The following is a 24643-nucleotide window of genomic DNA, read 5'->3' as shown; positions in this document are numbered from 1 at the left end:
GTCAGGCCGCCGTCAGGGCAGAAACCACCAGGTCGCAACTGCGCTGGGCGTAGGCCGTGAGCACGATGCGGATCTGCGGCAAATCACGGGCCAGCACCGCGGCGAGCAGGCGCTGGAACAGGTCGAGGAACTCACTCATTTCCGCCTTGCGCTGGTCCAGGGCCAGGAAATAGGCACGGCTCATGGCCGGTTGCAGGTTCTCGACGGTTTCCTGCAAATACGGATTGTTGGCAAAGGGATAGGCGGCGCGCATCACGCTGAAGCTTTCATCGACGAAGGTGCGGATGTCCTGGCGCGCGTAGGCGTCGTTGAGACGCTGCTGGATCGCGACGAACGGCGCCATGTCGGCCTGTTCTTTCCAGCCATGGGCCACGGCGTTGCCCAGCAGGATGTAAAGCTCGCTCATCAGGGTGCAGAGGCTGCGCACCTTGTGCTCGGTGAGTTCGGTGACGTGGGCGCCACGGCGCGGCAGGATCGCGATCAAATGGCGTCGCTCCAGGATCAGCAAGGCCTCGCGGACCGAGCCGCGGCTGACGTTGAGCGCCAGCGTGACCTTCTGCTCCTGGATGCGCTCTCCCGGTTTCATTTCGCCGCGAATGATGCGTTCGGCGAGGTGATGGGCGATTTGCTCGGCGAGGCTGTCCGGGGCCTTGAACGTCATGGTTGTCCTTCAAACTCTTCGATTTGCACAAGCGGCGCAGTGTAGCGCACTCGGTACGTCATGGCGCAGGGCCTGCAGCGGGTTTTTGGCACGATATAAGCAAAAAAACCGGGCTCTCATCCTGGAACAGAATCTGTGGGAGAACCTGTGGGAGCCGAGCTTGCTCGCGATAGCGGTCTGTCAGCTTGCATCCATACTGAATGTACCGCCGTCATCGCGAGCAAGCTCGGCTCCCACAGGGTTCCAACGTGTCCATAAAGCGTTGTTCATCGACCAGATGGATTTTCTTGACCCTTAAGTCAGAAAATCATTGACCGAAAAGTCAGACCTGATAAATTCAGGCCCACGTCGAAACAACAATAATGAGTCTGCGAGGCCTTCCGTGATCCAGTTTTTACTCAACCAGGAACTCCGTAGCGAGCACGCCCTGGACCCGAACCTGACCGTGCTCAACTACTTGCGCGAACACGTTGGTAAACCAGGCACCAAAGAAGGCTGCGCCAGCGGCGACTGTGGCGCGTGTACCGTGGTGGTGGGCGAATTGGAAACGGACGCCAATGGCCGCGAACGCATTCGCTACCGCAGCCTCAACGCGTGCCTGACCTTCGTCTCTTCCCTGCACGGCAAGCAACTGATCAGCGTCGAGGACCTCAAGGACCAGGGCCAATTGCACAGCGTTCAGCAAGCGATGGTCGATTGCCACGGTTCGCAATGCGGTTTCTGCACACCGGGCTTCGTCATGTCGCTGTTCGCCCTGCAGAAGAACAGCGAGCAAGCCGACGCCCACCAGGCCCACGAAGCCCTGGCCGGCAACCTGTGCCGTTGCACCGGCTATCGGCCGATCCTGGCCGCCGCCGCGCAGGCCTGCTGCGGCAAGCAGCCCGACCAGTTCGACGCCCGCGAGGCCGAGACCATCGCCCGCCTCAAAGCCATCGCCCCCACCGAGACCGGTGAACTCAACAGCGGCGACAAACGCTGCCTGGTGCCGCTGACCGTGGCCGACCTGGCCGATCTCTACGACGCCTATCCCCAGGCGCGCCTGCTGGCCGGCGGTACGGACCTGGCCCTGGAAGTCACACAGTTTCATCGCACCCTGCCGGTGATGATCTACGTGGGCAACGTCGCCGAACTCAAGCGCATCGAGCGTTTCGACGACCGCCTGGAGATCGGCGCCGCCACCGCGCTCTCCGATTGCTACGAGGCCCTGAAAGCCGAATACCCGGATTTCGGCGAACTGTTGCAACGCTTCGCCTCGCTGCAGATCCGCAACCAGGGCACCTTGGGCGGCAACATCGGCAACGCCTCGCCTATTGGTGACTCGCCGCCCCTGTTGATCGCCCTCGGCGCGCAAATCGTGCTGTGCAAGGGCCAGACCCGCCGCACCCTGGCCCTGGAAGACTACTTCATCGATTACCGGGTCACCGCCCGCCAGGAAAGCGAATTCATCGAAAAGATCATCGTGCCGCGGGCCAATGCCGAACAGGCGTTCCGTGCCTACAAGGTGTCCAAGCGCCTGGACGATGATATTTCCGCCGTGTGCGCGGCGTTCAACCTGCGCATCGACAACGGTGTGGTCCGCGACGCCCGCGTGGCCTTCGGCGGCATGGCCGCCACACCGAAACGTGCCAAGCATTGTGAAGCCGCATTGATCGGCGCGCCGTGGACCAATAGCACCGTCGAACGCGCCTGCGCCGTCCTGGCCGAGGACTTCCCGCCGCTGTCGGACTTCCGCGCCAGCAAGGAATACCGCCTGCTCAGCGCCCGCAACCTGTTGCGCAAATACTTCATCGAACTGCAAACGCCGCACATCGAGACTCGGGTGACCGCTTATGTCTAACCATCACGCCGTAGAGAAGACCCAAGCCGAACTGGCCGAGCTGTTCGCCCGCGACCTCACCACTGGCGTGGGCCGTAGCGTCAAGCACGACAGCGCCGCCAAGCACGTGTCCGGCGAGGCGCAGTACATCGATGATCGCCTCGAATTCCCGAACCAGTTGCACGTCTATGCCCGGCTGTCGGACCGCGCCCACGCCCGGATCATCCGCATCGATACCGCGCCGTGCTACGCCTTTGACGGTGTGCGCATCGCCATCACCCATGCAGACATTCCAGGCCTGAAGGACATTGGCCCACTGCTGCCCGGCGATCCGCTGCTGGCCATTGATGATGTGCAGTTCGTCGGCCAACCGGTGCTGGCTGTTGCGGCCAAGGACCTTGAGACCGCTCGCAAGGCAGCGATGGCCGCCATCATCGAATACGAAGACCTGGAGCCGGTACTGGACGTGGTCGAAGCCCTGCGCAAGCGGCACTTTGTGCTGGACAGCCACACCCACCAGCGCGGCGATTCGGCCACGGCGCTGGCGAGCGCCGAGCATCGTATCCAGGGCTCGCTGCATATCGGCGGCCAGGAACATTTTTACCTGGAAACCCAGATTTCCTCGGTGATGCCCACCGAAGACGGCGGCATGATCGTCTACTGCTCGACCCAGAACCCCACCGAAGTGCAGAAACTGGTGGCCGAAGTACTCGGCGTGTCGATGAACAAGGTCGTGGTGGACATGCGCCGCATGGGCGGCGGCTTTGGCGGCAAGGAAACCCAGGCCGCCAGCCCGGCGTGCCTGTGCGCCGTCATCGCGCACCTCACCGGGCAGCCGACCAAGATGCGCCTGCCTCGGGTCGAAGACATGCTGATGACCGGCAAGCGCCATCCCTTCTATATCGAATACGACGTCGGCTTCGACAGCCGCGGGCGCTTGCACGGCATCGCCCTGGAACTGGCCGGCAACTGCGGCTGCTCGCCGGACCTGTCGGCCTCCATCGTCGACCGGGCGATGTTCCACGCCGACAACGCCTACTACTTGGGCGATGCGACCATCAACGGCCACCGCTGCAAGACCAACACCGCGTCGAACACTGCCTACCGGGGGTTCGGCGGGCCGCAGGGCATGGTCGCCATCGAAGAAGTGATGGACGCCATCGCCCGGCACCTGGGGCTCGATCCGCTGGCGGTGCGCAAGGCCAACTACTACGGCAAGACCGAACGCAACGTCACCCACTACTACCAGACCGTCGAGCACAACATGCTCGAGGAAATGACCGCCGAGCTTGAAGAAAGCAGCCAGTACGCCGAACGCCGTGAAGCGATCCGTCGCTACAACGCAGGCAGCCCGATCCTCAAGAAGGGCCTGGCGCTGACGCCCGTGAAGTTCGGCATTTCGTTCACCGCCAGTTTCCTCAACCAGGCCGGCGCCTTGATCCACGTCTACACCGACGGCAGCATCCACCTCAACCACGGCGGCACCGAGATGGGCCAGGGCCTGAATACCAAGGTCGCCCAGGTGGTGGCCGAGGTGTTCCAGGTGGAAATGGGCCGCGTGCAGATCACCGCGACCAACACCGACAAGGTGCCGAACACCTCGCCCACCGCCGCTTCCAGTGGCGCTGACCTGAATGGCAAGGCGGCGCAGAATGCCGCCGAAATCATCAAGCGGCGCCTGGTGGAATTTGCCGCGCGGCAATACAAGGTCAGCGAAGAAGACGTGGAATTCCACAACGGCCATGTGCGGGTGCGCGATCACATCCTGACCTTCGAAGCGTTGGTACAGCAGGCGTATTTCGCCCAGGTCTCACTGTCCAGCACCGGCTTCTACAAGACCCCGAAAATCTACTACGACCGCAGCCAGGCCCGTGGCCGGCCGTTCTACTACTACGCCTATGGCGCGGCGTGTGCCGAGGTGATCGTCGATACTCTCACCGGCGAGTACAAGATGCTGCGCACCGACATCCTCCACGATGTCGGCGCCTCGCTGAACCCAGCCATCGACATCGGCCAGGTCGAGGGCGGTTTCATCCAGGGCATGGGCTGGCTGACCATGGAAGAGCTGGTGTGGAATGACAAGGGCAAGCTGGTGACCAATGGCCCGGCCAGCTACAAGATCCCCGCCGTGGCGGACATGCCACTGGACCTGCGGGTCAAGCTGGTGGAAAACCGCAAGAACCCTGAAGACACGGTGTTCCATTCCAAGGCCGTGGGTGAGCCGCCGTTCATGCTCGGCATCGCCGCGTGGTGCGCCATCAAGGACGCCGTGGCGAGCCTGGGGGATTACCGGCAGCAACCGAACATCGATGCCCCGGCGACGCCGGAGCGGGTGCTGTGGGGGTGTGAGCAGATGCGGCAGTTGAAGACTGTTAGGCCTGCGGAAGCCGGGGCTGAGTTGGCTCCGCTTTAGACCGCGGCGCGGCCAATCGCGAGCAAGCTCGCTCCCACATTGGGTCAGTGTTCACAAATCCCCTGTGGGAGCGAGCTTGCTCGCGATAAGGCCGCCACAGACAACAGAGATGTCGAGGTGAATTATGTACAACTGGATCAGCGCCCTCGCCGACCTGCAAACCCGCGGCGAACCCTGCGTGCTGGTGACGATCATCGAAGAGCTCGGCTCCACCCCGCGCAACGCCGGTTCGAAGATGGTCATCAGCGCCAGCCAGACGTTCGACACCATCGGTGGCGGGCACCTGGAATACAAGGCCATGGAGATCGCCCGGCAAATGCTCGCCAGCGGCCAGCAGAACACCCATCTGGAGCGTTTCAGCCTTGGTGCGAGCCTGGGCCAGTGCTGCGGTGGCGTCACCGTGTTGCTGTTCGAACCCATGGGCCAGGTCCAGGCGCAGATCGCCGTGTTCGGCGCCGGCCATGTCGGCCGCGCCCTGGTGCCGCTGCTGGCGAGCCTGCCCTGCAAGGTGCGCTGGATCGACTCGCGAGAAGCGGAGTTTCCCGAACACTTGCCCCAGGGTGTGCGCAAGATCGTGGCCGAAGAGCCATTGGATGAAGTCGACGAATTGCCCGCCGGCAGCTACTGCATCGTCATGACCCACAACCATCAGCTCGACCTGGAACTGAGCGCCGCGATCCTCAAGCGCAACGACTTTGCCTACTTCGGCCTGATCGGTTCGAAGACCAAGCGCGTCAAGTTCGAACATCGCCTGCGTGATCGCGGTTTCGATAGCAATACCCTGCAACGCATACGTTGCCCGATGGGTATCGGCGAAGTCAAAGGCAAGTTGCCTGTGGAAATCGCCATCTCCATCGCCGGCGAAATCATCGCCACCTATAACGCGGATTTCGGCCAGCACACCTCGCGCGCCGAACCCATTGCCAAGTTGCTGCCAGCTTCGCGCCGCAGCCAGCGTTAATCCCTTTATCGAGACAGACCATGCCCCTGACACGCAAAGCCTACCGCGCCGCCCTTCTCCACAGCCTCGCCGACCCGGCCGAAGTGGGTATCGAAGCGTCCTATGAATATTTCGAAGACGGCCTGCTGGTGGTGGAAAACGGCCAGATCAGCGCCATCGGCCACGCCCATGACCTGTTGCCGACCCTGGCGGCGGACATCGACATCGCCCATTACCCGGACGCACTGATCACGCCAGGTTTGATCGACACCCACATCCACCTGCCGCAAACCGGCATGGTCGGCGCCTATGGCGAGCAATTGCTGGATTGGCTCAACACCTACACCTTCCCCTGCGAAAGCCAGTTCGCCGACAAGGCCCACGCCGATGCGGTGGCGGATATCTTCGTCAAGGAGTTGCTGCGCAACGGCACCACCACCGCGCTGGTGTTCGGCAGCGTGCACCCACAATCGGTGAATTCGTTTTTTGAAGTAGCCGAAAAACTTGATCTGCGGATGATCGCCGGCAAAGTGATGATGGACCGTAACGCCCCGGACTATCTGGTCGACACCGCCGAATCCAGCTACACCGAGAGCAAGGCGCTGATCGAGCGCTGGCACGGCAAGTGCCGGTTGCACTACGCCGTGACCCCGCGCTTCGCTCCCACCAGCACCCCGGAACAACTGACCCTGGCCGGTCAATTGCTGGGGGAATACCCCGACTTGTACATGCAGACCCACATCAGCGAGAACCTGCAGGAAGTGCAGTGGGTCAAGGAGCTGTTCCCGGAGCGCAAGGGCTACCTGGACGTCTACGATCACTACCAACTGCTTGGCGAGCGTTCGGTGTTCGCCCATGGCGTGCATTTATGCGATGACGAATGCGCGCGGCTGGCCGAGGCCGGGTCGGCCATCGCTTTCTGCCCGACCTCGAACTTTTTCCTCGGCAGCGGCCTGTTCAACCTGCCCATGGCCGAGAAGCACAAGGTGAACGTCGGGTTGGGCACCGACGTAGGTGGCGGCACCAGTTTTTCGCTGCTCCACACCCTGAACGAAGCCTACAAGGTGATGCAGCTGCAGGGCGCGCGGCTGAGCCCGTTCAAGTCGCTGTACCTGGCCACCCTCGGCGGCGCGCGGGCCCTGCGCCTGGAGGACAAGATCGGCACGTTGCAACCGGGGACGGACGCGGACTTCCTGGTGCTGGACTACAACGCCACGCCGCTGCTGAGCTATCGCCTCAAGCAGGCCAAGGACATTGCCGAACGGTTGTTCGTGTTGATGACGCTGGGGGATGACCGGACGGTGGCGCAGACTTATGCGGCCGGTCGGTTGGTGCATCAGCGCTAAAATTTCAGCGCCTGTTGGATCGCTATCGCGAGCAGGCTCGCTCCCACAGGGTCAGTGTGGACAACACAAATCCACTGTGGGAGCGAGCCTGCTCGCGATGAAGGCGACTCGGTATGACTGATTCAACCCTCAGAGCTTGGCCGTCGACCGCCCCGGCTTCTTGCTCTGCAACAAATGCGAAAACACCGCGTGCAGGTCATCCGACGCGCTTTCTTCGTCGAGGTTGAGCTTGCTGTCGATGTGGTCCATGTGATGCATCATCAGGTCCACGGCCAGCGTCGCATCGCGGGCCTCGATGGCGTCGATCAACTGGGTGTGTTCATCGTAGGAACAGTGGGACCGGTTGCCGCTTTCGTACTGGGCGATGATCAACGAGGTCTGGGACACGAGGCTGCGCTGGAAGCTGATCAGCGGGGCATTCTTCGCCGCTTCGGCCAGCTTGAGGTGGAACTCGCCCGACAAACGGATGCCAGCGCCACGGTCGCCCCGGGAAAAACTGTCGCGCTCGTCGCTGACCATCTGCCGCAGCTCAGCCAGTTGTTCGGCCGTGGCGTGCTGCACCGCCAGTTCGGTGATCGCCCTTTCCACCAGGCGCCGGGCCATGAACACCTGGCGGGCCTCTTCGACACTCGGGCTCGCCACCACGGCACCGCGATTGGGCCGCAGCAACACCACGCCTTCGTGGGCCAGGCGGGACAAGGCCCGGCGGATGATCGTGCGGCTGACTCCGAAAATCTCCCCCAGCGCCTCTTCGCTCAATTTGGTCCCGGGCGCCAGGCGTTGTTCGAGGATGGCCTCGAAGATGTGCGCATAGACAATATCGTCCTGAGTTCCGCTGCGGCCGGTTTTACCAGCTCGCGGTTGTTTCTTGAGGGGCTGCAACTGTTCGTTCATGGGCACTCGAGTCGGGAGAACTGCGGCGAATTGACCGTGACTGTAATACGGCACAGCGGGTCGCTGGCAAGTATCGCGTAAAAAACAGCTCGATTGTACACAACCTCTGATGGCAACACGACTGTACGGCTGTTTGCGGGCATGGCTGTATTGCAATCGATGATGGGGTTGAGTTTAGGCTTAAACCTCGGTTTTGTGGCGAGGGAGCTTGCTCCCGCTGGATTGCGAAGCAATCCCCCCGCATTCGTTCAGACCTCCAACAGGATGCATGACGACCGCTCCGCGGCCGAGCGGGAGCAAGCTCCCTTGCCACAAAAGCAATGGCTCGCCCGAGTCCAGACAATCTATAACAAGGACCACCGCCCACCATGACCGAAGTCACGACCACGCCACTTCGTCCATTGGCCGACACCTCGCCTTCGGCCATCGTCGCCGGGTTCATCGCGATGATGACCGGCTACACCAGTTCCCTGGTGCTGATGTTCCAGGCCGGACAGGCGGCGGGACTGACCAGCGGGCAGATTTCCTCGTGGATCTGGGCGATCTCCATCGGCATGGCGGTGTGCTCCATCGGGCTGTCGCTGCGCTATCGCACGCCGATCACCATCGCCTGGTCGACACCCGGCGCCGCGCTGCTAATCACCAGCCTGGGCGGCGTGAGTTATGGCGAGGCCATCGGCGCCTATATAACCTGCGCGGTACTGGTGACGATCTGCGGCCTGACCGGCAGTTTCGAGCGCCTGGTCAAGCGCATTCCGGCCTCGCTGGCGGCGGCGTTGCTGGCGGGGAATCTGTTCAAGATCGGCAGCGAGATCTTCGTCGCCACCCAGCATCGCACCGGCCTGGTTCTGGGGATGTTCTTTACTTACCTGATCGTCAAGCGCCTGTCGCCGCGCTACGCGGTGCTCGCGGCGCTGCTGATCGGCACAGCGCTTTCCGGCCTGCTGGGGTTGCTGGACTTCAGCGGCTTTGCCCTGGAAGTCGCGACGCCGGTCTGGACCACGCCGCACTTTTCCTTGGCAGCCACCATCAGCATCGGCATTCCGCTGTTCGTGGTGGCGATGACCTCGCAGACCATGCCCGGCATCGCCGTGTTGCGGGCCGACGGCTACAACGTGCCGGCTTCGCCGCTGATCACCAGCACCGGCATCGCCTCGCTGCTGCTGGCACCGTTCGGCTCCCATGGCATCAACCTGGCGGCCATCAGCGCGGCCATCTGCACCGGGCCCCACGCCCACGAAGATCGCAACAAGCGCTACACGGCGGCGGTCTGGTGCGGGATTTTCTACGGAATTGCCGGGGTGTTCGGCGCGACGCTGGCGGCATTGTTCGCGGCGCTGCCCAAGGAACTGGTGCTGTCCATCGCGGCCCTGGCGCTGTTCGGCTCGATCATCAATGGCCTGAGCATCGCCATGAGCGAAGTGAAGGAGCGGGAAGCGGCGCTGATCACCTTCATGGTCACGGCGTCGGGGCTGACGCTGTTCTCCATCGGTTCGGCGTTCTGGGGGATTGTGGCGGGGGTGTTGACGTTGCTGATCCTGAACTGGCGCAACAATTGAAAGCATCGCGAGCAAGCTCGCTCCCACAGGGGATGTGTGTCGTTCACATCACCCCTGTGGGAGCGAGCTTGCTCGCGATAGCGGCCTGAAGGGCAACAGCGACCCAACAGACAGACACAAAAAAACCGGCACCCAAAAGGGCTGCCGGTTTCTGACCATCACGCGACCGGATTGATCGGCTTTTCCGGGTACCACACGTCCAGCAACGGGCTGACTTCAACGCTGGTCAGCTCAGGACGGGCCTTGAGCCAGGCTTCAACGGCAGCGCGCTGCTCTTCGGTGACCGAGCCACGCTTCTGCAGGCAAACCAGACCGTAGTCGTCACCGCCGACGTAGCCCAGGCCATTGGCTTCCATGGCTTCTTTCAGGAACGCGTCGAGGAAAGCGTCAATAGCCTCATCGGCCAGATCTTCCTTGAAATCCAGGTTCAGTTCGAAACCCAGCTCTTGAAATTCATCCACGCACAGCTTTTTGCGCAGACGCTGGGAACGGTTAGTCGCCATTGGAACAATCCTCATAAGTAATAACGGCCGGCACTTTACCAGTTTGGTGCGTCGATTGCCCGACTCATCGGGCAAGTCCGTTAACCGTTGGTAAAAAAATACCGCTTCGCTGGGCTTGGGCACGGCACATGCCGTTGCGCCTTGGGGCATAATGCCGACACTTTCATGCCCGTTGAGGACGTTCATTTTCATGTCCTCGTATTTTCCCCCTCGCCTGTAGGGTTTTATTTCAAATGATCAAATCTTTGCGTCCATTGCTTCTGGCCAGCCTTCTTCTTCCCCTGGCCCTCCCTGTCACCGCCCACGCTGCCACGATCAACACCGCCCTGTCGCCCAACGTACAAAAGGCCCTCAAGGCCAGCAAACTGCAGAACGACGCCCTGTCGCTGGTGCTGGTGCCGCTCAACGGCCCCGGCACGCCAACCCTGTACAACGCCGATGTTTCGGTCAATCCGGCATCCACCATGAAACTGGTGACCACCTATGCGGCCCTGGAGATGCTCGGTCCCAATCATCAGTGGAAAACCGAGTTCTACACCGACGGCACCCTGAGCGGCGGGATCCTCAACGGCAACTTGTACCTCAAGGGCGGCGGCGATCCCAAGCTGAACATGGAAAAACTCTGGCTGCTGATGCGCGATCTGCGGGCCAACGGCGTCCAGCAGGTCACCGGTGAGCTGGTGCTGGACCGCAGTTTCTTCATCCAGCCGCAACTGCCCGAGTTCAACGACGACGGCAACGACGAAAACAAACCCTTCCTGGTCAAGCCCGACTCGCTGCTGGTCAACCTCAAGGCCCTGCGCTTCGTCGCTCGCAATGATGGCGGCCGGGTGCTGGTGTCGGGTGAGCCGCCGATTGCCAGCATTCGCATCGAAAACGTGGTCAAGGCCGTCAACGGCAAGCAATGTGCCGGCGGCGTTCGCTACAACCCCGTCGCCCAGGCCGATGGCAGCATGACCGTCACTGTCAGCGGCCAACTCGGTGAAGGTTGCAGCTCCCAGACCTACCTGTCGCTGCTCGATCATGCCACCTACACCGCTGGCGCGGTGCGGGCCATCTGGAAGGAATTGGGCGGCAGCATCCAGGGCCAGGACCGCCTGGCCACGACCCCGGGCAACGCCAAGGTATTGGCCCGGGCGTTCTCCCCGGACCTGGCAGAGATCATCCGCGACATCAATAAATACAGTAACAACACCATGGCCCAGCAACTGTTCCTGAGCCTGGGCGCACAATTTCGCAACGAAGCCGACGGTGACGACGCGAAGGCTGCGCAACGGGTGGTACGCCAGTGGCTGGCGAAGAAAGGCATCACCGCACCGCACCTGGTGATGGAGAACGGCTCGGGCCTGTCCCGCGCCGAACGGGTCAGCGCGCGGGAAATGGCTGCGATGCTGCAAGCCGCCTGGCGCAGCCCGTATTCGGCGGAGTTCATCAGTTCGATGCCGATTGCCGGCACCGACGGCACCATGCGCAAACGCCTGAAGACCACCGCCATGGCCGGCGAAGCCCACGTCAAGACCGGGACCCTGAACACCGTCCGCGCCATCGCTGGCTACAGCCGCGACATCAACGGCAACACTTGGGCAGTGGTGGCGATCCTCAACGATCCAAAGCCATGGGGCGCTTCGTCGGTGCTGGACCAGGTGCTGCTGGACCTGTACCGCCAGCCGAAATTGCCACAGACGGCTTCGGTGCTCTAACCCAGCACATACCCAATGTGGGAGCGAGCCTGCTCGCGAATGCGGTATGTCATTCAACATCGATGTTGCTGACCGACCGAATCGCGAGCAGGCTCGCTCCTACAGTGAATCGGGCCATACACAAATCTTGTGCCCACTGAAGATCAACTGTGGGAGCGGGCTTGCTCGCGAAGGCGGTACAACATTCAACCATTGTGTTGACTGACATGCCGCCTTCGCGAGCAAGCCCGCTCCCACACTTTGACCTCAATATCCCCTGGCTATCCCAACTGCGTCTCGACCCGATCCCGCCCGGCCTGCTTGGCCGCGTACACGCCTGAGTCGGCCCTGAGCAGTAACGCATCGGCGCCCTCCCCGGCGCGCCAGGTGGCGATGCCGAAGCTGGCGGTGACCACCCCGACATCGTCGATGGGCCCAGCCCGCAAGCCTTCCCAAAGCCCCAGCGCCAGGGAATATGCGCTGTCACTGTCGGTGTCCGGGCACAGCACCACGAACTCTTCCCCACCCAACCGGCAGAACACATCGGTACGGCGCAACCGTTGGACGATGCGCTGGCAGACCGCCTGCAACACCCGGTCGCCCACCGCATGGCCGTGCTGGTCGTTGATGCGCTTGAAGTGATCGATGTCGAGCATGATGACCGCCAGCCCACCGGAACCGCGCTCGACCCGGGCCATTTCCGAGGTCAAGCGTTCCTGGAAATACCGGCGGTTGCGAATGCCGGTCAGGGCGTCGGTCACGGACAAGGCCCGCAGCTCTTCTTCCACACGCTTGAGGTCGGAGATATCCGAGATATAGCCGTGCCACAACACCCCGCCGCCAGGCAGCTCCTCGGGTGTGGCCTCGCCGCGCACCCAGCGCAGCCCGCGCAAGGGTAATTGCACCCGATACTCTTCCCGCCATGGGCTCAAGGTATTGGCCGAAGCACGGATCGAAGCGCGGACGCGCGTACTGTCCAACGGATGAATACGCGAGAAAATCGCCTCGGCGTTCTGCACCAGTACATCGGGTTCCAATTCATAGATGTCGCGGATACCGTCGCTGGCATAAATCACGCTGAAGCGACCATTGAAATCCATCCTGAACTGGTAGATCCCCCCAGGCACATGAGCACTGAGTTTTTTCAGCAACAGGTCGCGGGCCGCCAGGGCTTCGTGGACGCGCTTGCGTTCGGTGATGTCGATGCAGATCGCCAGGTGCCCGACCCACCGCCCCTGCTCATCGAGCATCGGCGTGGCCAGCATGTTCACGGTCAGGTGACTGCCATCGCGGCGCACCAGGGTCCATTCCCGCGCCTGCTGCCCACCCTGCTCGCCGCCCTCGAGCAGCATCGCATGGCAGGTCGGAATGGGTTTACCAAAGCGCGCGGCAAGCTGAGCGGCCCGAGCCTGGAGTTCGCGCGGCACATGCAGGCTCTCCAGGGTCATGCTTTGCAGCACGTCGCAGCTCGGGTAGCCGAGCATCTGCTCGGCGCCAGCATTGAAAGTGGTGATGACGCCGCGCAAGTCGGTGGCAATGATCGCCACCTGGGTCGCGGCATCCAGCACACCGCGCAACTGGCCGTGGGTACCGCGCAACTCCTGCTCCCGGGCACGCAGTTCACCGGTGCGTTGTTCCACCAGTGCCAAGGCTCGCTGCCGCTGGCTGACCAGCACATAGAGCAAGGCACTGAGCAGCAGGCTGAGCAGACCACCGAGTATCACTATGCTCGTGACCGAAGAATGATTGGTCGACAGGAACACCCGGCGGGGCCGCAACTCCACCCGGTAGTCGCGATCGGCCAGGCGTAGCAGGCGCGTCGCCGACAACTCGCTCTGGCCCGGCGGGTTTGGGGATTCGAACAGCGCCTCCCCCCCGTTTTCGCTAGACAGGTCCACGACACGCATCGACAGATTGTCGTGACCGGGCGCGGGCAGTCCGTCGCCCGCCAACTGACGCATGCTGATGGCCGCCATCACGTACCCGCACGGTTCGCTGGCCGATTCCCGTATAACCGGCGCGAACAGCAGCACCCCGCGAGTGAACCTCGGGTCGGCCCCCATAAAATCCAGGGGTTGCGAGGCCGCCACCCCGCCACGCTGACGCGACCGCTCGACAGTGGCACGGCGCACGGGCTCGGAAAACAGGTCCAGGCCCAGTGGGGGCCCGTAGGCGCTCCGACTATGAATGTAGAGCACCGGAACGTACTCGTCCCGTTCGGCGGCCAGTTGCAGGCCACCGTGGCCGTCCGGCTCGCGAATCATGAATTGAGCCCCACCGTCGGCCTGCGCCTGCCGTTCGAACGCTTGCCGCTCGTCCCGAAGGACCCTGGGCGCCCAGGCGAAGGCCCGGGTACGACGCATCAGCGAGTCGGCGTAGCCATGGAACTCATTGCTGGCTACCGCTTCGGAGTTGGCAAAAAAACGCCCGAGGCTGTCGAGAAACTGCTCCTGGTCCTGGAACTGTTCCTCGATGCGGCTGAAGCGCTCCTCGACTTGCAACTCGAAGCGCTCGCGCAATTGCCGATTGAACAGGTCCATCATCGCCCAGCTCAGCACGCCGCTCAGGCAGGTACCGGCCAGCAGCACCAGCGAAGCCACCAGCCAGGCCGAAACGTCTTCGCGGATAAAGCCCAGGATCCTGGGGCGCACCTGATGCAATGCCATAAATACAACTCGCAAAGGTACCAGGCATAGGCACAGCCCCGGACACAGCCTAAGTTATAGCTATTCGCCATCACTTTGGCCAGTCCCCAATGAGGCTAGAAGCCTTGGACTACAAGGCTCAGTGGATCCAATCGATCTCCTTCAACGCGCCATGATCTTCCAAGCGCGGTGGATCTTGCCGTTGCGGGCGAAATCCGGATCGATGGTCTTGGCAGTGATCTCTTCCACTGCATAGCGCTCGCCGAGGTTGTCCTCGAGCTGGAACTTGCGGAAGTTGTTGGAAAAATACAGCACGCCGCCCGGCGCCAGGCGCGCCATGGCCAGGTCCAGCAACTGGACGTGGTCGCGCTGCACATCGAACACACCTTCCATGCGCTTGGAGTTGGAGAAGGTCGGCGGGTCGATGAAGATCAGGTCGTACTCGTCACGACTGGCTTCCAGCCAGGCCATCACGTCGCCCTGCTCCAGGCGGTTCTTGTCGGAAAAACCATTGAGCGACAGGTTGCGTCGCGCCCAATCCAGGTAGGTTTTCGACAAGTCGACACTGGTGGTGCTCCGGGCACCGCCCTTGGCGGCGTGGACGCTGGCAGTCGCGGTGTAGCAGAACAGGTTGAGGAAACGCTTGCCGGCCGCCTCTTTCTGGATCCGCAGGCGCATCGGCCGATGGTCGAGAACCAGCCCGGTGTCCAGGGAATCGGTGAGGTTGACCAGCAGCTTCACGCCGCCTTCGTTGACCTCGGTGAACTTACCCTGGGCGCTCTGGCGCTCGTACTGCTTGGTGCCGCTCTGACGCTCGCGGCGCTTGATCACCACGCGACTCTTGTCCACGTTCAGCGCCTGGGGAATGGCCGCCAAGGCATCGAACTACCGGGCCGAGGCTTTTTCCGGGTCGATGGACTTCGGCGCGACGTATTCCTGTACGTGCACCCAGTCGTGGTAGAGGTCGATGGCCATGGAGTATTCCGGCATGTCGGCGTCGTAGACCCGGTAGCAATCCACACCTTCACGCTTGGCCCACTTACTCAGCGTCTTGAGGTTTTTTTGCAGGCGATTGGCGAACATCTGCCCGCCTTCGCTCAACCGCGCCTGCTCGTTCACAGGGGCTGGCGCCGGCGCCGGCGTGATCGGGTTGCCGTTCTTGTTGTACTGGCGCTCTTGTGGCACTTCAGGGGTTTGATCATAGGCGGCCTGTTCACGCTCGGCCTGGCGCTGTTCCGGGGTGCGACGCTCGCCGGTGACGAACTGGTCCGGCAACACCTTGATCAGCAGCAACTTGCACGGCAAGGCGCCGTTCCAGAACGAATACTGCTTGTGGCTGCGAATGCCCATGCGCTTGCCCAGGTCCGGCGCGCCGGTGAACACCGCTGCCTCCCAGTTCAGGCACGCCTGGCGCAGGCGCTCGCCGAGGTTCTGGTAGAGGTAAAGCAGACTGGCTTCGTCACCCAGGCGCTCGCCGTACGGCGGGGTGCAGATCACCAGGCCCTTCTGGTTCTGGTCCGGGCGCGGCTCGAAGGTGGCGACTTCGCCTTGATAGATCTTGATCCACTCGCTCAGGCCCGCACGCTCGACGTTATTGCGGCCCGGCTGGATCAGCCGCGGGTCGGCTTCGTAGCCACGAATCCACAACGGTGGCTTGGCCAGCCCGGCGGCGGCGCGCTCGGAGGCTTCCTCGTGGAGTTTCTTCCACAACGCCGGCACGTGGCCGAGCCAGGCGGTGAAGCCCCACTGCTGGCGACGCAGGTTCGGTGCCATATCGGCGGCGATCATGCCGGCTTCCACCAGGAACGTGCCAACACCGCACATCGGGTCGGCCAGCGCCCCGCCTTCAGCGGCAATGCGCGGCCAACCGGCGCGGATCAGGATCGCGGCGGCGAGGTTTTCCTTCAGCGGCGCGGCGCCCTGCTGCAGGCGATAACCGCGCTGGTGCAGGCTGTGGCCGGAAAGGTCGAGGGAAAGGATCGCTTCGCCGCGGTCCAGGCGCAGGTGGATACGCAGGTCCGGGTTGAGCTTGTCGATGGACGGCCGCTCACCCGATGGCGTGCGCAGCTTGTCGACGATGGCATCCTTGACCTTCAAGGCACCGAAGTGAGTATTGTCGATGCCCGAGCCATGGCCGCTGAACTCAACCGCCAGGGTGCCATCGGCCAGCATATGGTCTTGCCAGTCCACGTCCAGCACGCCGTGATAGAGGTCTTCGGCGTCCTTCATCGGGAAGCGCTTGAGTACCAGCAACACGCGGTTGGCCAGGCGCGACCAAAGGCACAGGCGATAGGCCGTTTCCATGTCGGCCATGCCGCGCACGGCCGAAGTGTGCTCGCGCGCCTCTTCAAGGCCAAGCCCGACGGCTTCCTCGATCAGCAGGCCTTCGAGGCCCTTGGGGCAAGTGAGGAAGAGTTCGAAACGATCGGACATGGGATTTCCAGAGCCTTTGGCTAAGTGGACCGGGCAACGCATTGCCGGGCCGGGTTCAATCAGGTGCTTTTCTCAAGAGCACCCGCGTGGCACGAAAGTGTGCCGTGCCGCCCTCGCCGCTCAGGTTAAAAGAGCTTAGATGCGAAGGCAGATAAAAAATTCTGTGCAACAAATTGTGAAAAACTCGACCCTTTCGTCGAATAGTACCCGAGTGCAACGGGTGGACATTCTCATTCGAGAAAGGGCAGCCCCTGTTGGCGCAGGGCCGATCATACAGGGGTCTTGCTCAAAAGCGGTCAACGAACATCAAGTTACTTATCGCCCTAACATCTTTATTGTTACGTGCTTATGACAAAACGATCATTCCATCCCTGTGACGCTTTGGTTAGAACTCAACACAGGTTGACGTCGCAACGGCGTCAACACCTCGGCTCGTCACGCCGGCAACGAGCCACCAACGGCAGAATGATTCTGCCCCGGCCTCGATAGAGGTCGACGCTAAGCAACAGTCAACAAGTGAGGGCAACACCCTATGAGAAGACTTAAGCGTGATCCGTTGGAAAGAGCATTTTTGCGTGGTTACCAATATGGCGTTGGTGGTAAATCCCGTGAGCTTTGCCCCTTTACTCTACCGTCGGTACGTCAAGCCTGGAGCAATGGCTGGCGAGAAGGACGCGGCGACAACTGGGACGGTATGACCGGCACTGCGGGTATCCACAGACTCAACGAACTTCACGCCGTCGGCTGACACAGGGCTTATTACTCAAGAACTCGACAATTTGACATCCCAATCGATTTAACCACGCACGTCCCATCCGGGCGGCGGGCTACGGCCCAGGGGGCTCCTTCGAGGAGCCCTTTTTAATGCCTGGGTTTCATGGGCACTTACGAATGCCTGAGCTGTGAACATTATTGTGGCGAGGGAGCTTGCTCCCGCTGGGCTGCGCCCTGTAGGAGCTGACGAGTGCAACGAGGCTGCGATCTTGCTCCAGACAGTTGAGTCGAGAGCGAACGACCAAGATCAAAAGATCGCAGGCTACGCCAGCTCCTACAGAGTCCAGCGGGAGCAAGCTCCCTCGCCACGATCAGCGCCGAACTTTAATCCTCGGTTCACCCCAACGCCGCAATCGCATCCACCGACTCACGAATCAACGCCGGCCCCTTGTAGATGAAGCCCGAGTAAACCTGCACCAGGCTCGCCCCGGCGGTGATCTTCTCGGCGGCGTGCCGGCCTTCGCTGATCCCGCCCGCCGCAATGATCGGCAGGCGCCCCGCCAATTCAGCGGCCAGCCCCTTCACGGTGTGGGTGCTCTTGTCACGCACTGGCGCGCCCGACAAGCCACCCGCCTCGTCACCGTGCTCCAGCCCTTCGACGCCTTCGCGTCCCAGGGTCGTGTTGGTGGCGATCACTGCGTCCATACCCGTCTCGATCAGGGCCTGGGCTACCTGGGCGGTCTCCTCGTCGGTCATGTCCGGGGCGATCTTGATCGCCAGGGGCACGTGCCGGCCGTGGGTCAACGCCAGTTCCGCGCGACGTTGGGCCAGGTCGGCCAGCAGTTGCTTGAGGGAATCACCAAATTGCAGGCTGCGCAGCCCCGGGGTGTTGGGGGAGCTGACGTTGACGGTCACGTAGCTGGCGTGGGCGTAGACCTTGTCCAGGCAGATCAGGTAGTCGTCGACGGCGCGCTCCACCGGCGTGTCGAAATTCTTGCCGATGTTGATGCCCAGCACGCCCTTGTACTTGGCCGCGGCCACACGGGCCAGCAGGTGATCGACGCCCAGGTTGTTGAAGCCCATGCGGTTGATGATCGCCTCGGCTTGTGGCAGGCGGAACAACCGTGGCTTGGGGTTGCCCGGCTGCGGACGCGGCGTGACGGTGCCGATTTCCACAAAGCCGAAACCCAACTGCGCAACGCCGTCGATGGCCGCGCCATTCTTGTCCAGGCCCGCCGCCAACCCGACCGGGTTGGGAAACGCCAGGCCCATGACCGTCACCGGCACTTTCGCCGGCGCCTTGCACAGCAAACCGTTGCGGCCCAAACGCCCGCCCGCGCCGATCAAGTCCAGGGACAGGTCGTGGGAGGTTTCCGGGGAAAGTTTGAACAACAGCTGACGGGCCAGGGTGTACATGGGCGGCTTTGACTCGGGCGAAGAAATGAGGCGGCGATTATAGCCGGGCAACGGCGGCTCAAGCGAGGCGCCCGCACAAAACGATAGCGCTGGCATATGCCTTGCACCCTTTTGGTCATCAGCGCCCATGCCAGCGACGGAATGAGTGCCACACTGTTTTAAGGGACAACGGCGTCGTCGTCCGGTCTCCTGGGCCCGGACCCGGCGCTTTTTCATGTGGAAGGTGATAGTGATGAATGAAGTTCCAGCCAACCCCCTGGCCTGGGTCAACGGTAGCGATGCCCCGGAAAAGAGCGCGGTCAACCTCGGCTTCATGGCCTTGAGCGACTGTGCCCCAGTGGTGGTCGCTGCCACCCAGGGCTTCGCCCAACCCTACGGCTTGACCCTGAATCTCAAGCGCCAGGCGTCCTGGGCCAACCTGCGGGACAAGCTGGTCAGCGGTGAAATCGATGCCGCCCACAGCCTGTATGGCCTGGTCTATGCGGTGCACCTGGGCATTGGCGGGGTCGCACCGACCGACATGGCGGTGCTGATGGGGCTGAACCAGAACGGCCAGAGCATCAACCTGTCCCATGGCTTGCAGGCCCAAGGCGTGACCAGTCCTGAAGCACTGGAACGGCACGTGCACCAAACTCGCCCGAAACTGACCTTCGCCCAGACGTTCCCCACCGGCACCCACGCCATGTGGCTCTATTATTGGCTTGCGGCCCAGGGCATCCATCCTCTATCCGATGTCGACAGCGTCGTGGTACCGCCGCCGCAAATGATCGCGCACCTGCAAGCCGGGCGCATCGACGGGTTTTGCGTCGGCGAGCCCTGGTGCGCCAGCGCGGTGAAACAGAACCTTGGCTTTACCCTGGCGACCACCCAGACCATCTGGCCCGACCACCCGGAAAAAGTCCTGGGCTGCACCCGTGCGTTCGTCGAGCAATACCCCAATACCGCCCGGGCGGTGGTGATGGCCATTCTCGAAGCCAGCCGTTTCATCGAACAAAGCAGCGAAAACCGTCGCAGCACCGCGCAACTGTTGAGCGCACCGGAATACCTCGACGCCCCGCTGGACTGCATCGAGCCGCGCCTGCTGGGCATCTATGCCGACGGCTTGGGCAACAGCTGGCAGGATCCCCACGCGATGCGCTTCCATGGCAACGGCGAGGTGAACCTGCCGTACCTGTCCGACGGCATGTGGTTCATGACCCAGTTCCGTCGCTGGGGCTTGCTGCGCGAAGACCCGGATTACCTGGCCGTGGCCCGGGACGTTCAGCAACTCACGTTGTACCGTGAAGCCTGTGGGGCGCTGGACATTGCGTCCCCGAGCCAGGACATGCGCAGCAGCCAACTGATCGACGGCACCACCTGGGACGGCTCGGACCCGGCCGGGTACGCCCGCAGCTTCAAACTGCACGCCTTGAGCGATGCGGCTCCCCTTCTCGCCAGCCGCTGACAGGAGCCACGACCATGCTGCGTATCCTGCTGATCAACGACACCGCGAAAAAAGTCGGCCGCCTCAAGGCTGCCCTGATTGAAGCCGGCTTCGAAGTGATCGACGAATCCGGCCTGACCATCGACCTGCCGGCGCGCGTCGAAACGGTGCGTCCGGACGTAATCCTGATCGATACCGAGTCACCCGGACGCGATGTGATGGAGCAAGTGGTGCTGGTCAGTCGCGACCAGCCACGCCCGATCGTCATGTTTACCGACGAGCACGACCCCAATGTGATGCGCCAGGCGATCAAGTCGGGCGTCAGCGCCTACATCGTCGAAGGCATCCACGCCGCGCGCCTGCAACCGATCCTCGACGTGGCCATGGCCCGCTTCGAAAGCGACCAGGCCCTGCGCGCCCAACTCCTGGCCCGGGACCAGCAACTGGCCGAACGCAAGCGCATCGAACTGGCCAAGGGCATGCTGATGAAGATGAAGGAATGCAACGAGGAGCAGGCCTACACCCTGATGCGCCGCCAGGCCATGAGCCGCCAGCAGAAGCTGATACAGGTGGCGGAGCAGATCATTGCCATGAACGAGTTGCTCGGCTGAAAGCCTTGTAGCGCAGGGCCTGCGCCATCGCGAGCAGGCTCGCTCCCACAGGGGTTCCGGAACGGACTTCATATTTGTGAGCACCACAAATCTACTGTGGGAGCGAGCTTGCTCGCGATAGCGGTCTTGCATCCAACATCACTGTCGACTGACCCACCGTCATCGCGAGCAAGCTCGCTCCCACAGGGGGGGCCGGAGCGGACTTCATATTTATGAACGCCACACATCCACTGTGGGAGCGAGCCTGCTCGCGATAGCCCTCACACCAGTCTCTCCTGTTGGCACAGATCTCGCTTAAACAACCCCACAGGTAACCAACGGCGGTTGCCCCACCTACGACAAAGACGTCGCACACCCTCCTTGCCTCTCTGGCGATCCGGGTTGCGGCGTTTTTTTGTTTTGGCCCTTCTGGGCCGGTGGTGCGACCACAGGCGGCGCACTGCTCCAAGCACTGACTCATTTCTCGAGACTTTTACAGCTGAGGTGCGCGATGAATTCAAGCTTCTGGAAATCCGGCCACACCCCGACACTGTTCGCGGCCTTTCTTTATTTCGACCTGAGCTTCATGGTCTGGTACCTGCTCGGGCCACTGGCGGTACAGATCTCCGCCGACCTGCACCTGACCACTCAGCAACGCGGCCTGATGGTGGCGACACCGATCCTGGCTGGCGCCGTGCTGCGCCTGTTCATGGGCCTACTGGCCGACCGGATTTCACCCAAGACCGCCGGCATGGTTGGCCAGGTGATCGTGATCGGTGCGCTGTTCTGCGCCTGGAAACTGGGCATCCACAGTTACGAACAAGCCCTGCTGCTGGGCCTGTTCCTCGGTGTGGCCGGCGCTTCGTTCGCCGTCGCCCTGCCCCTGGCCTCCCAGTGGTATCCGCCGCAACACCAGGGCAAGGCCATGGGCATCGCCGGGGCTGGCAACTCGGGCACCGTGCTCGCCGCGTTGATCGCACCGGTCATGGCCGTAGCCTTCGGCTGGACCAACGTGTTCGGCTTCGCGCTGATCCCGCTGGTGCTGACGCTGGTCCTCTTCGCCTGGCTGGCCAAGAATGCCCCTGAGCGACCAAAAGCCAAATCCATGGCCGACTACCTCAAGGCCCTGGGCGACCGTGACAGCTGGTGGTTCATGTTCTTCTACAGCGTGACCTTCGGCGGCTTCATCGGCCTGGCCAGCGCCCTGCCCGGCTACTTCAACGACCAATATGGCCTGAGCCCCGTCACCGCCGGCTACTACACCGCTGCCTGCGTCTTCGGTGGCAGCCTGATGCGCCCCTTGGGCGGCGCCCTGGCGGACCGTTTTGGCGGCATCCGCACTTTGCTCGGCATGTACACCGTAGCGGCCGTCTGCATCGCCGCGGTGGGCTTCAACCTGCCGAGTTCCTATGCGGCCCTGGCCCTGTTCGTTTGCACCATGCTCGGCTTGGGTGCGGGCAACGGCGCGGTGTTCCAACTGGTGCCACAACGCTTCCGTCGCGAAATCGGCGTGATGACCGGGCTGATCGGCATGGCCGGCGGCAGCGGTGGTTTCGCCCTGGCGGCGGGCATGGGCGCGATCTAGCAAAGCACCGGCAGCTATCAACTGGCGCTGTGGTTGTTCGCCAGCCTCGGTGTCCTGGCCTGGTTCGGCCTGTATGGCGTCAAGCGTCGCTGGAGAACCACTTGGGGGTCGGCAGCCGTCACCGCTGCTCGGGTATAACCTGCAACCATGAGCCTGCAATTGAGTTTTGCCGAGGCCAGCGCCATCGGCCCGCGAGAAGAAAACCAGGACGCCCTGCGCCTGGTCACCCCCGCCCCGGCCCTGGCTGCCAGCAAGGGTTACCTGTTCGCCATCGCCGACGGCGTGAGCCAATGCGCCGATGGTGGGCTGGCCGCCCGTTCGACCTTGCAGGCCCTGGCCCTGGACTACTATTCCACGCCGCAAACCTGGGGCGTGGCCCAGGCGCTGGACCGGCTGTTGCTGGCCCAGAACCGCTGGCTGCAGGCCAACGGCGGCGGGCAACCGCTGCTCACCACCGTGAGCGCCCTGGTCCTGCGGGGCCGGCGCTTCACCTTGGCCCACGTCGGCGATTGCCGGGTCTACCGCTGGCATGCCGATCACCTGCAACGGGTCAGCGAAGATCACGTCTGGGAACAGCAGGGCATGCAGCATGTACTCAAGCGGGCCCTGGGGCTGGATCAGCACCTGATCCTCGACTTTCTCGATGGTGAACTGCGCACCGACGAAACCTTCGTGTTGCTCAGCGACGGCGTCTGGGCGGTCTTGGGGGACACGGCCATCGCCGGCATCCTTCGCGACCAACCCGACCTGGACCTCGCTGCGCAGACGCTGGTCAACGCCGCGCACCTGGCCGGTAGCCAGGACAATGCCAGTGCGTTGTTGGTGCGGGTCGATGCCCTCGGCGAAGCCAGCATTGGCGATGCCTTGATCCAGCTGCAGCAATGGCCCTTGCCGCCGGCGCTGAAACCGGGCCAGGTATTCGAGGGCTGGCAGATCGAAAGCCTGCTCGGCCAGAGCCAGCAATCATTGCTTTACCGGGTGCACGACGGCCAAGGCCAACCTTGGCTGCTGAAAACCTTGCCCGTGCAGCTACGTGACGACAGCCGGGCCGGTCAGGCCTTGCTCTCGGAGGAATGGTTTCTCAAACGCGTCGCCGGACGGCAGTTTCCCGAAGTCCATGGGGTGCCCCAGCGTCAGCATTTGTACTACGTGATGCGTGAATATCCGGGCGCGACCCTGGCCGAGGTGTGCAACCAGGGCGGTCCGCTGCCCCTGGCCCAATGGCAGGACCTGGCGCAACGGCTGGTGCGGGCGGTGGGCCTGTTGCATCGACGGCAGATCTACCACCGCGACATCAAGCCGGAAAACCTGCACCTGGGCGACGACGGAGAATTGCGCTTGCTGGATTTCGGCCTGGCGTATTGCCCGGGCTTGTCCGAGGACCAGGCCAACGTGCTGCCCGGCACACCCAGCTACATTGCTCCGGAAGCCTTCGGCGGCACCGCGCCCACTGCGCAACAGGATTTGTACGCCGTCGGCGTGACCTTGTATTTCCTGTTGACCGGGCATTATCCCTACGGCGAGATCGAAGCCTTCCAGCGCCCGCGCTTTGGGGTGCCGGTCAGTGCCAGCCGCTATCGGCCGGACTTGGCCGAATGGCTCGGGCAAAGCCTGGAACGGGCCGTCGCGGCAGACCCGGGCCAGCGCTTTGAAACCGCCGAGGAATGGCTGTTGCTGCTGGAGCAGGGCGAACGCCGCAGCTTGAGTGTAAGGCCCCGGCCATTGCTGGAAAGAGAGCCGCTGAAGGTCTGGCGGACGTTGGCGCTGGTGTCGCTGGTGGTGAATGTAGTGCTGTTGTTTCTGGTATTTCACTCATGACCGTGGCGAGGGAGCTTGCTCCCGCTCGAGCGCGCAGCGGTCGCCTTTTTTTGGGTCTGCTTCGCAGCCCAGCGGGAGCAAGCTCTCATCAAACAAAATCCATCCCCTTGTTCTCCAAAGCTTTTTAAGCCGCGACCAATCGAACACCCAGCTTTGTAGCCTTACGCTGTAAGGCTCTAAGCTGACGATCACGACTTTTGGCCTCGTA

The 24643-nt window shown here is 62.7% G+C and carries 16 protein-coding genes and 2 pseudogenes; 11 read left to right on the top strand and 7 right to left on the bottom strand.

The window, feature by feature from the left end; genetic code table 11:
• Position 1: 1 nt before the first annotated feature.
• Positions 2-661, bottom strand: a complete 660-nt coding sequence (locus tag HGO40_RS08725; RefSeq protein WP_186705262.1) for a GntR family transcriptional regulator — start codon at positions 659-661, stop codon at positions 2-4.
• Positions 662-1043: 382 nt separating this feature from the next.
• Here HGO40_RS08725 and xdhA point away from each other — a divergent pair, with 382 nt between their 5' ends.
• The 4 genes from xdhA (at position 1044) to guaD (ending at position 7176) form a co-directional block, all read left to right on the top strand.
• Positions 1044-2498 carry a xanthine dehydrogenase small subunit gene (gene xdhA, locus HGO40_RS08720; RefSeq protein ID WP_250962662.1) on the top strand — a complete coding sequence of 485 codons (1455 nt, stop codon included), beginning with the start codon at positions 1044-1046 and terminating at the stop codon, positions 2496-2498.
• Positions 2491-4890 carry a xanthine dehydrogenase molybdopterin binding subunit gene (xdhB, locus tag HGO40_RS08715; protein WP_250962661.1) on the top strand — a complete coding sequence of 800 codons (2400 nt, stop codon included), beginning with the start codon at positions 2491-2493 and terminating at the stop codon, positions 4888-4890. Before xdhA ends, xdhB begins: the two co-directional genes overlap by 8 nt.
• Before the next feature lie 124 nt (positions 4891-5014).
• Entirely contained in the window at positions 5015-5851 is an 837-nt protein-coding gene (gene xdhC / locus HGO40_RS08710) for a xanthine dehydrogenase accessory protein XdhC (protein ID WP_250962660.1), read from the top strand.
• 20 nt (positions 5852-5871) lie between these two features.
• Positions 5872-7176: a guanine deaminase gene (gene guaD / locus HGO40_RS08705; RefSeq protein ID WP_250962659.1), complete on the top strand. Its 1305-nt coding sequence runs from the start codon at positions 5872-5874 to the stop codon at positions 7174-7176.
• A 129-nt stretch (positions 7177-7305) separates the two neighbouring features.
• Here guaD and HGO40_RS08700 read toward each other — a convergent pair whose 3' ends face one another.
• Positions 7306-8070, bottom strand: coding sequence for a GntR family transcriptional regulator (locus HGO40_RS08700; RefSeq protein WP_186705267.1), 765 nt, complete (start codon positions 8068-8070; stop codon positions 7306-7308).
• Positions 8071-8438: 368 nt separating this feature from the next.
• Between HGO40_RS08700 and HGO40_RS08695 the strand changes: the two genes are divergently transcribed.
• Entirely contained in the window at positions 8439-9629 is a 1191-nt protein-coding gene (locus HGO40_RS08695; protein ID WP_250962658.1) for a benzoate/H(+) symporter BenE family transporter, read from the top strand.
• Between the two features lie 158 nt (positions 9630-9787).
• On the opposite strand, the gene HGO40_RS08690 is transcribed toward HGO40_RS08695, so the two are convergent.
• Positions 9788-10132, bottom strand: a complete 345-nt coding sequence (locus tag HGO40_RS08690) for a YggL family protein (RefSeq protein ID WP_186705268.1) — start codon at positions 10130-10132, stop codon at positions 9788-9790.
• Positions 10133-10365: 233 nt separating this feature from the next.
• Between HGO40_RS08690 and dacB the strand changes: the two genes are divergently transcribed.
• The gene (gene dacB, locus HGO40_RS08685; protein ID WP_250962657.1) at positions 10366-11832 is read left to right on the top strand and encodes a D-alanyl-D-alanine carboxypeptidase/D-alanyl-D-alanine endopeptidase; all 1467 of its coding nucleotides are present in this window, start codon (positions 10366-10368) and stop codon (positions 11830-11832) included.
• A 260-nt stretch (positions 11833-12092) separates the two neighbouring features.
• On the opposite strand, the gene HGO40_RS08680 is transcribed toward dacB, so the two are convergent.
• Together HGO40_RS08680 and rlmKL are read right to left on the bottom strand one after the other, a co-directional pair.
• Positions 12093-14477, bottom strand: coding sequence for a sensor domain-containing diguanylate cyclase (locus HGO40_RS08680; protein ID WP_250962656.1), 2385 nt, complete (start codon positions 14475-14477; stop codon positions 12093-12095).
• A 141-nt stretch (positions 14478-14618) separates the two neighbouring features.
• Positions 14619-16889, bottom strand: a pseudogene (gene rlmKL / locus HGO40_RS08675) (bifunctional 23S rRNA (guanine(2069)-N(7))-methyltransferase RlmK/23S rRNA (guanine(2445)-N(2))-methyltransferase RlmL).
• Between the two features lie 532 nt (positions 16890-17421).
• Here rlmKL and rmf point away from each other — a divergent pair.
• Positions 17422-17637, top strand: a complete 216-nt coding sequence (gene rmf, locus HGO40_RS08670) for a ribosome modulation factor (protein WP_250962655.1) — start codon at positions 17422-17424, stop codon at positions 17635-17637.
• A 362-nt stretch (positions 17638-17999) separates the two neighbouring features.
• Here rmf and HGO40_RS08665 read toward each other — a convergent pair whose 3' ends face one another.
• Entirely contained in the window at positions 18000-19019 is a 1020-nt protein-coding gene (locus HGO40_RS08665; protein WP_250962654.1) for a quinone-dependent dihydroorotate dehydrogenase, read from the bottom strand.
• A 232-nt stretch (positions 19020-19251) separates the two neighbouring features.
• On the opposite strand from HGO40_RS08665, the gene HGO40_RS08660 reads away from it, so the two are divergent.
• From HGO40_RS08660 to HGO40_RS08645, 4 genes and pseudogenes are all read left to right on the top strand, one after another.
• Positions 19252-20463: a CmpA/NrtA family ABC transporter substrate-binding protein gene (locus tag HGO40_RS08660; RefSeq protein ID WP_250962653.1), complete on the top strand. Its 1212-nt coding sequence runs from the start codon at positions 19252-19254 to the stop codon at positions 20461-20463.
• 14 nt (positions 20464-20477) lie between these two features.
• Entirely contained in the window at positions 20478-21053 is a 576-nt protein-coding gene (locus tag HGO40_RS08655) for an ANTAR domain-containing response regulator (protein ID WP_003199539.1), read from the top strand.
• A gap of 490 nt (positions 21054-21543) precedes the next feature.
• Positions 21544-22755, top strand: a pseudogene (locus tag HGO40_RS08650) (nitrate/nitrite transporter).
• 9 nt (positions 22756-22764) lie between these two features.
• Positions 22765-24435: a bifunctional protein-serine/threonine kinase/phosphatase gene (locus HGO40_RS08645; RefSeq protein ID WP_250962652.1), complete on the top strand. Its 1671-nt coding sequence runs from the start codon at positions 22765-22767 to the stop codon at positions 24433-24435.
• On the opposite strand, the gene HGO40_RS08640 is transcribed toward HGO40_RS08645, so the two are convergent.
• The coding region (locus HGO40_RS08640; RefSeq protein ID WP_250962651.1) for a hypothetical protein at positions 24430-24643 on the bottom strand (214 nt) is incomplete at its 5' end. The two genes, HGO40_RS08645 and HGO40_RS08640, sit on opposite strands and share 6 nt — an antisense overlap.

The organism is Pseudomonas sp. CG7 (assembly GCF_023701885.1).
GTDB classification, from domain to species: domain Bacteria; phylum Pseudomonadota; class Gammaproteobacteria; order Pseudomonadales; family Pseudomonadaceae; genus Aquipseudomonas; species Aquipseudomonas zanjanensis.
The sequence above is the reverse complement of the archived record's forward strand: the minus strand, read 5'-3'. Positions and strand labels throughout refer to the sequence as shown.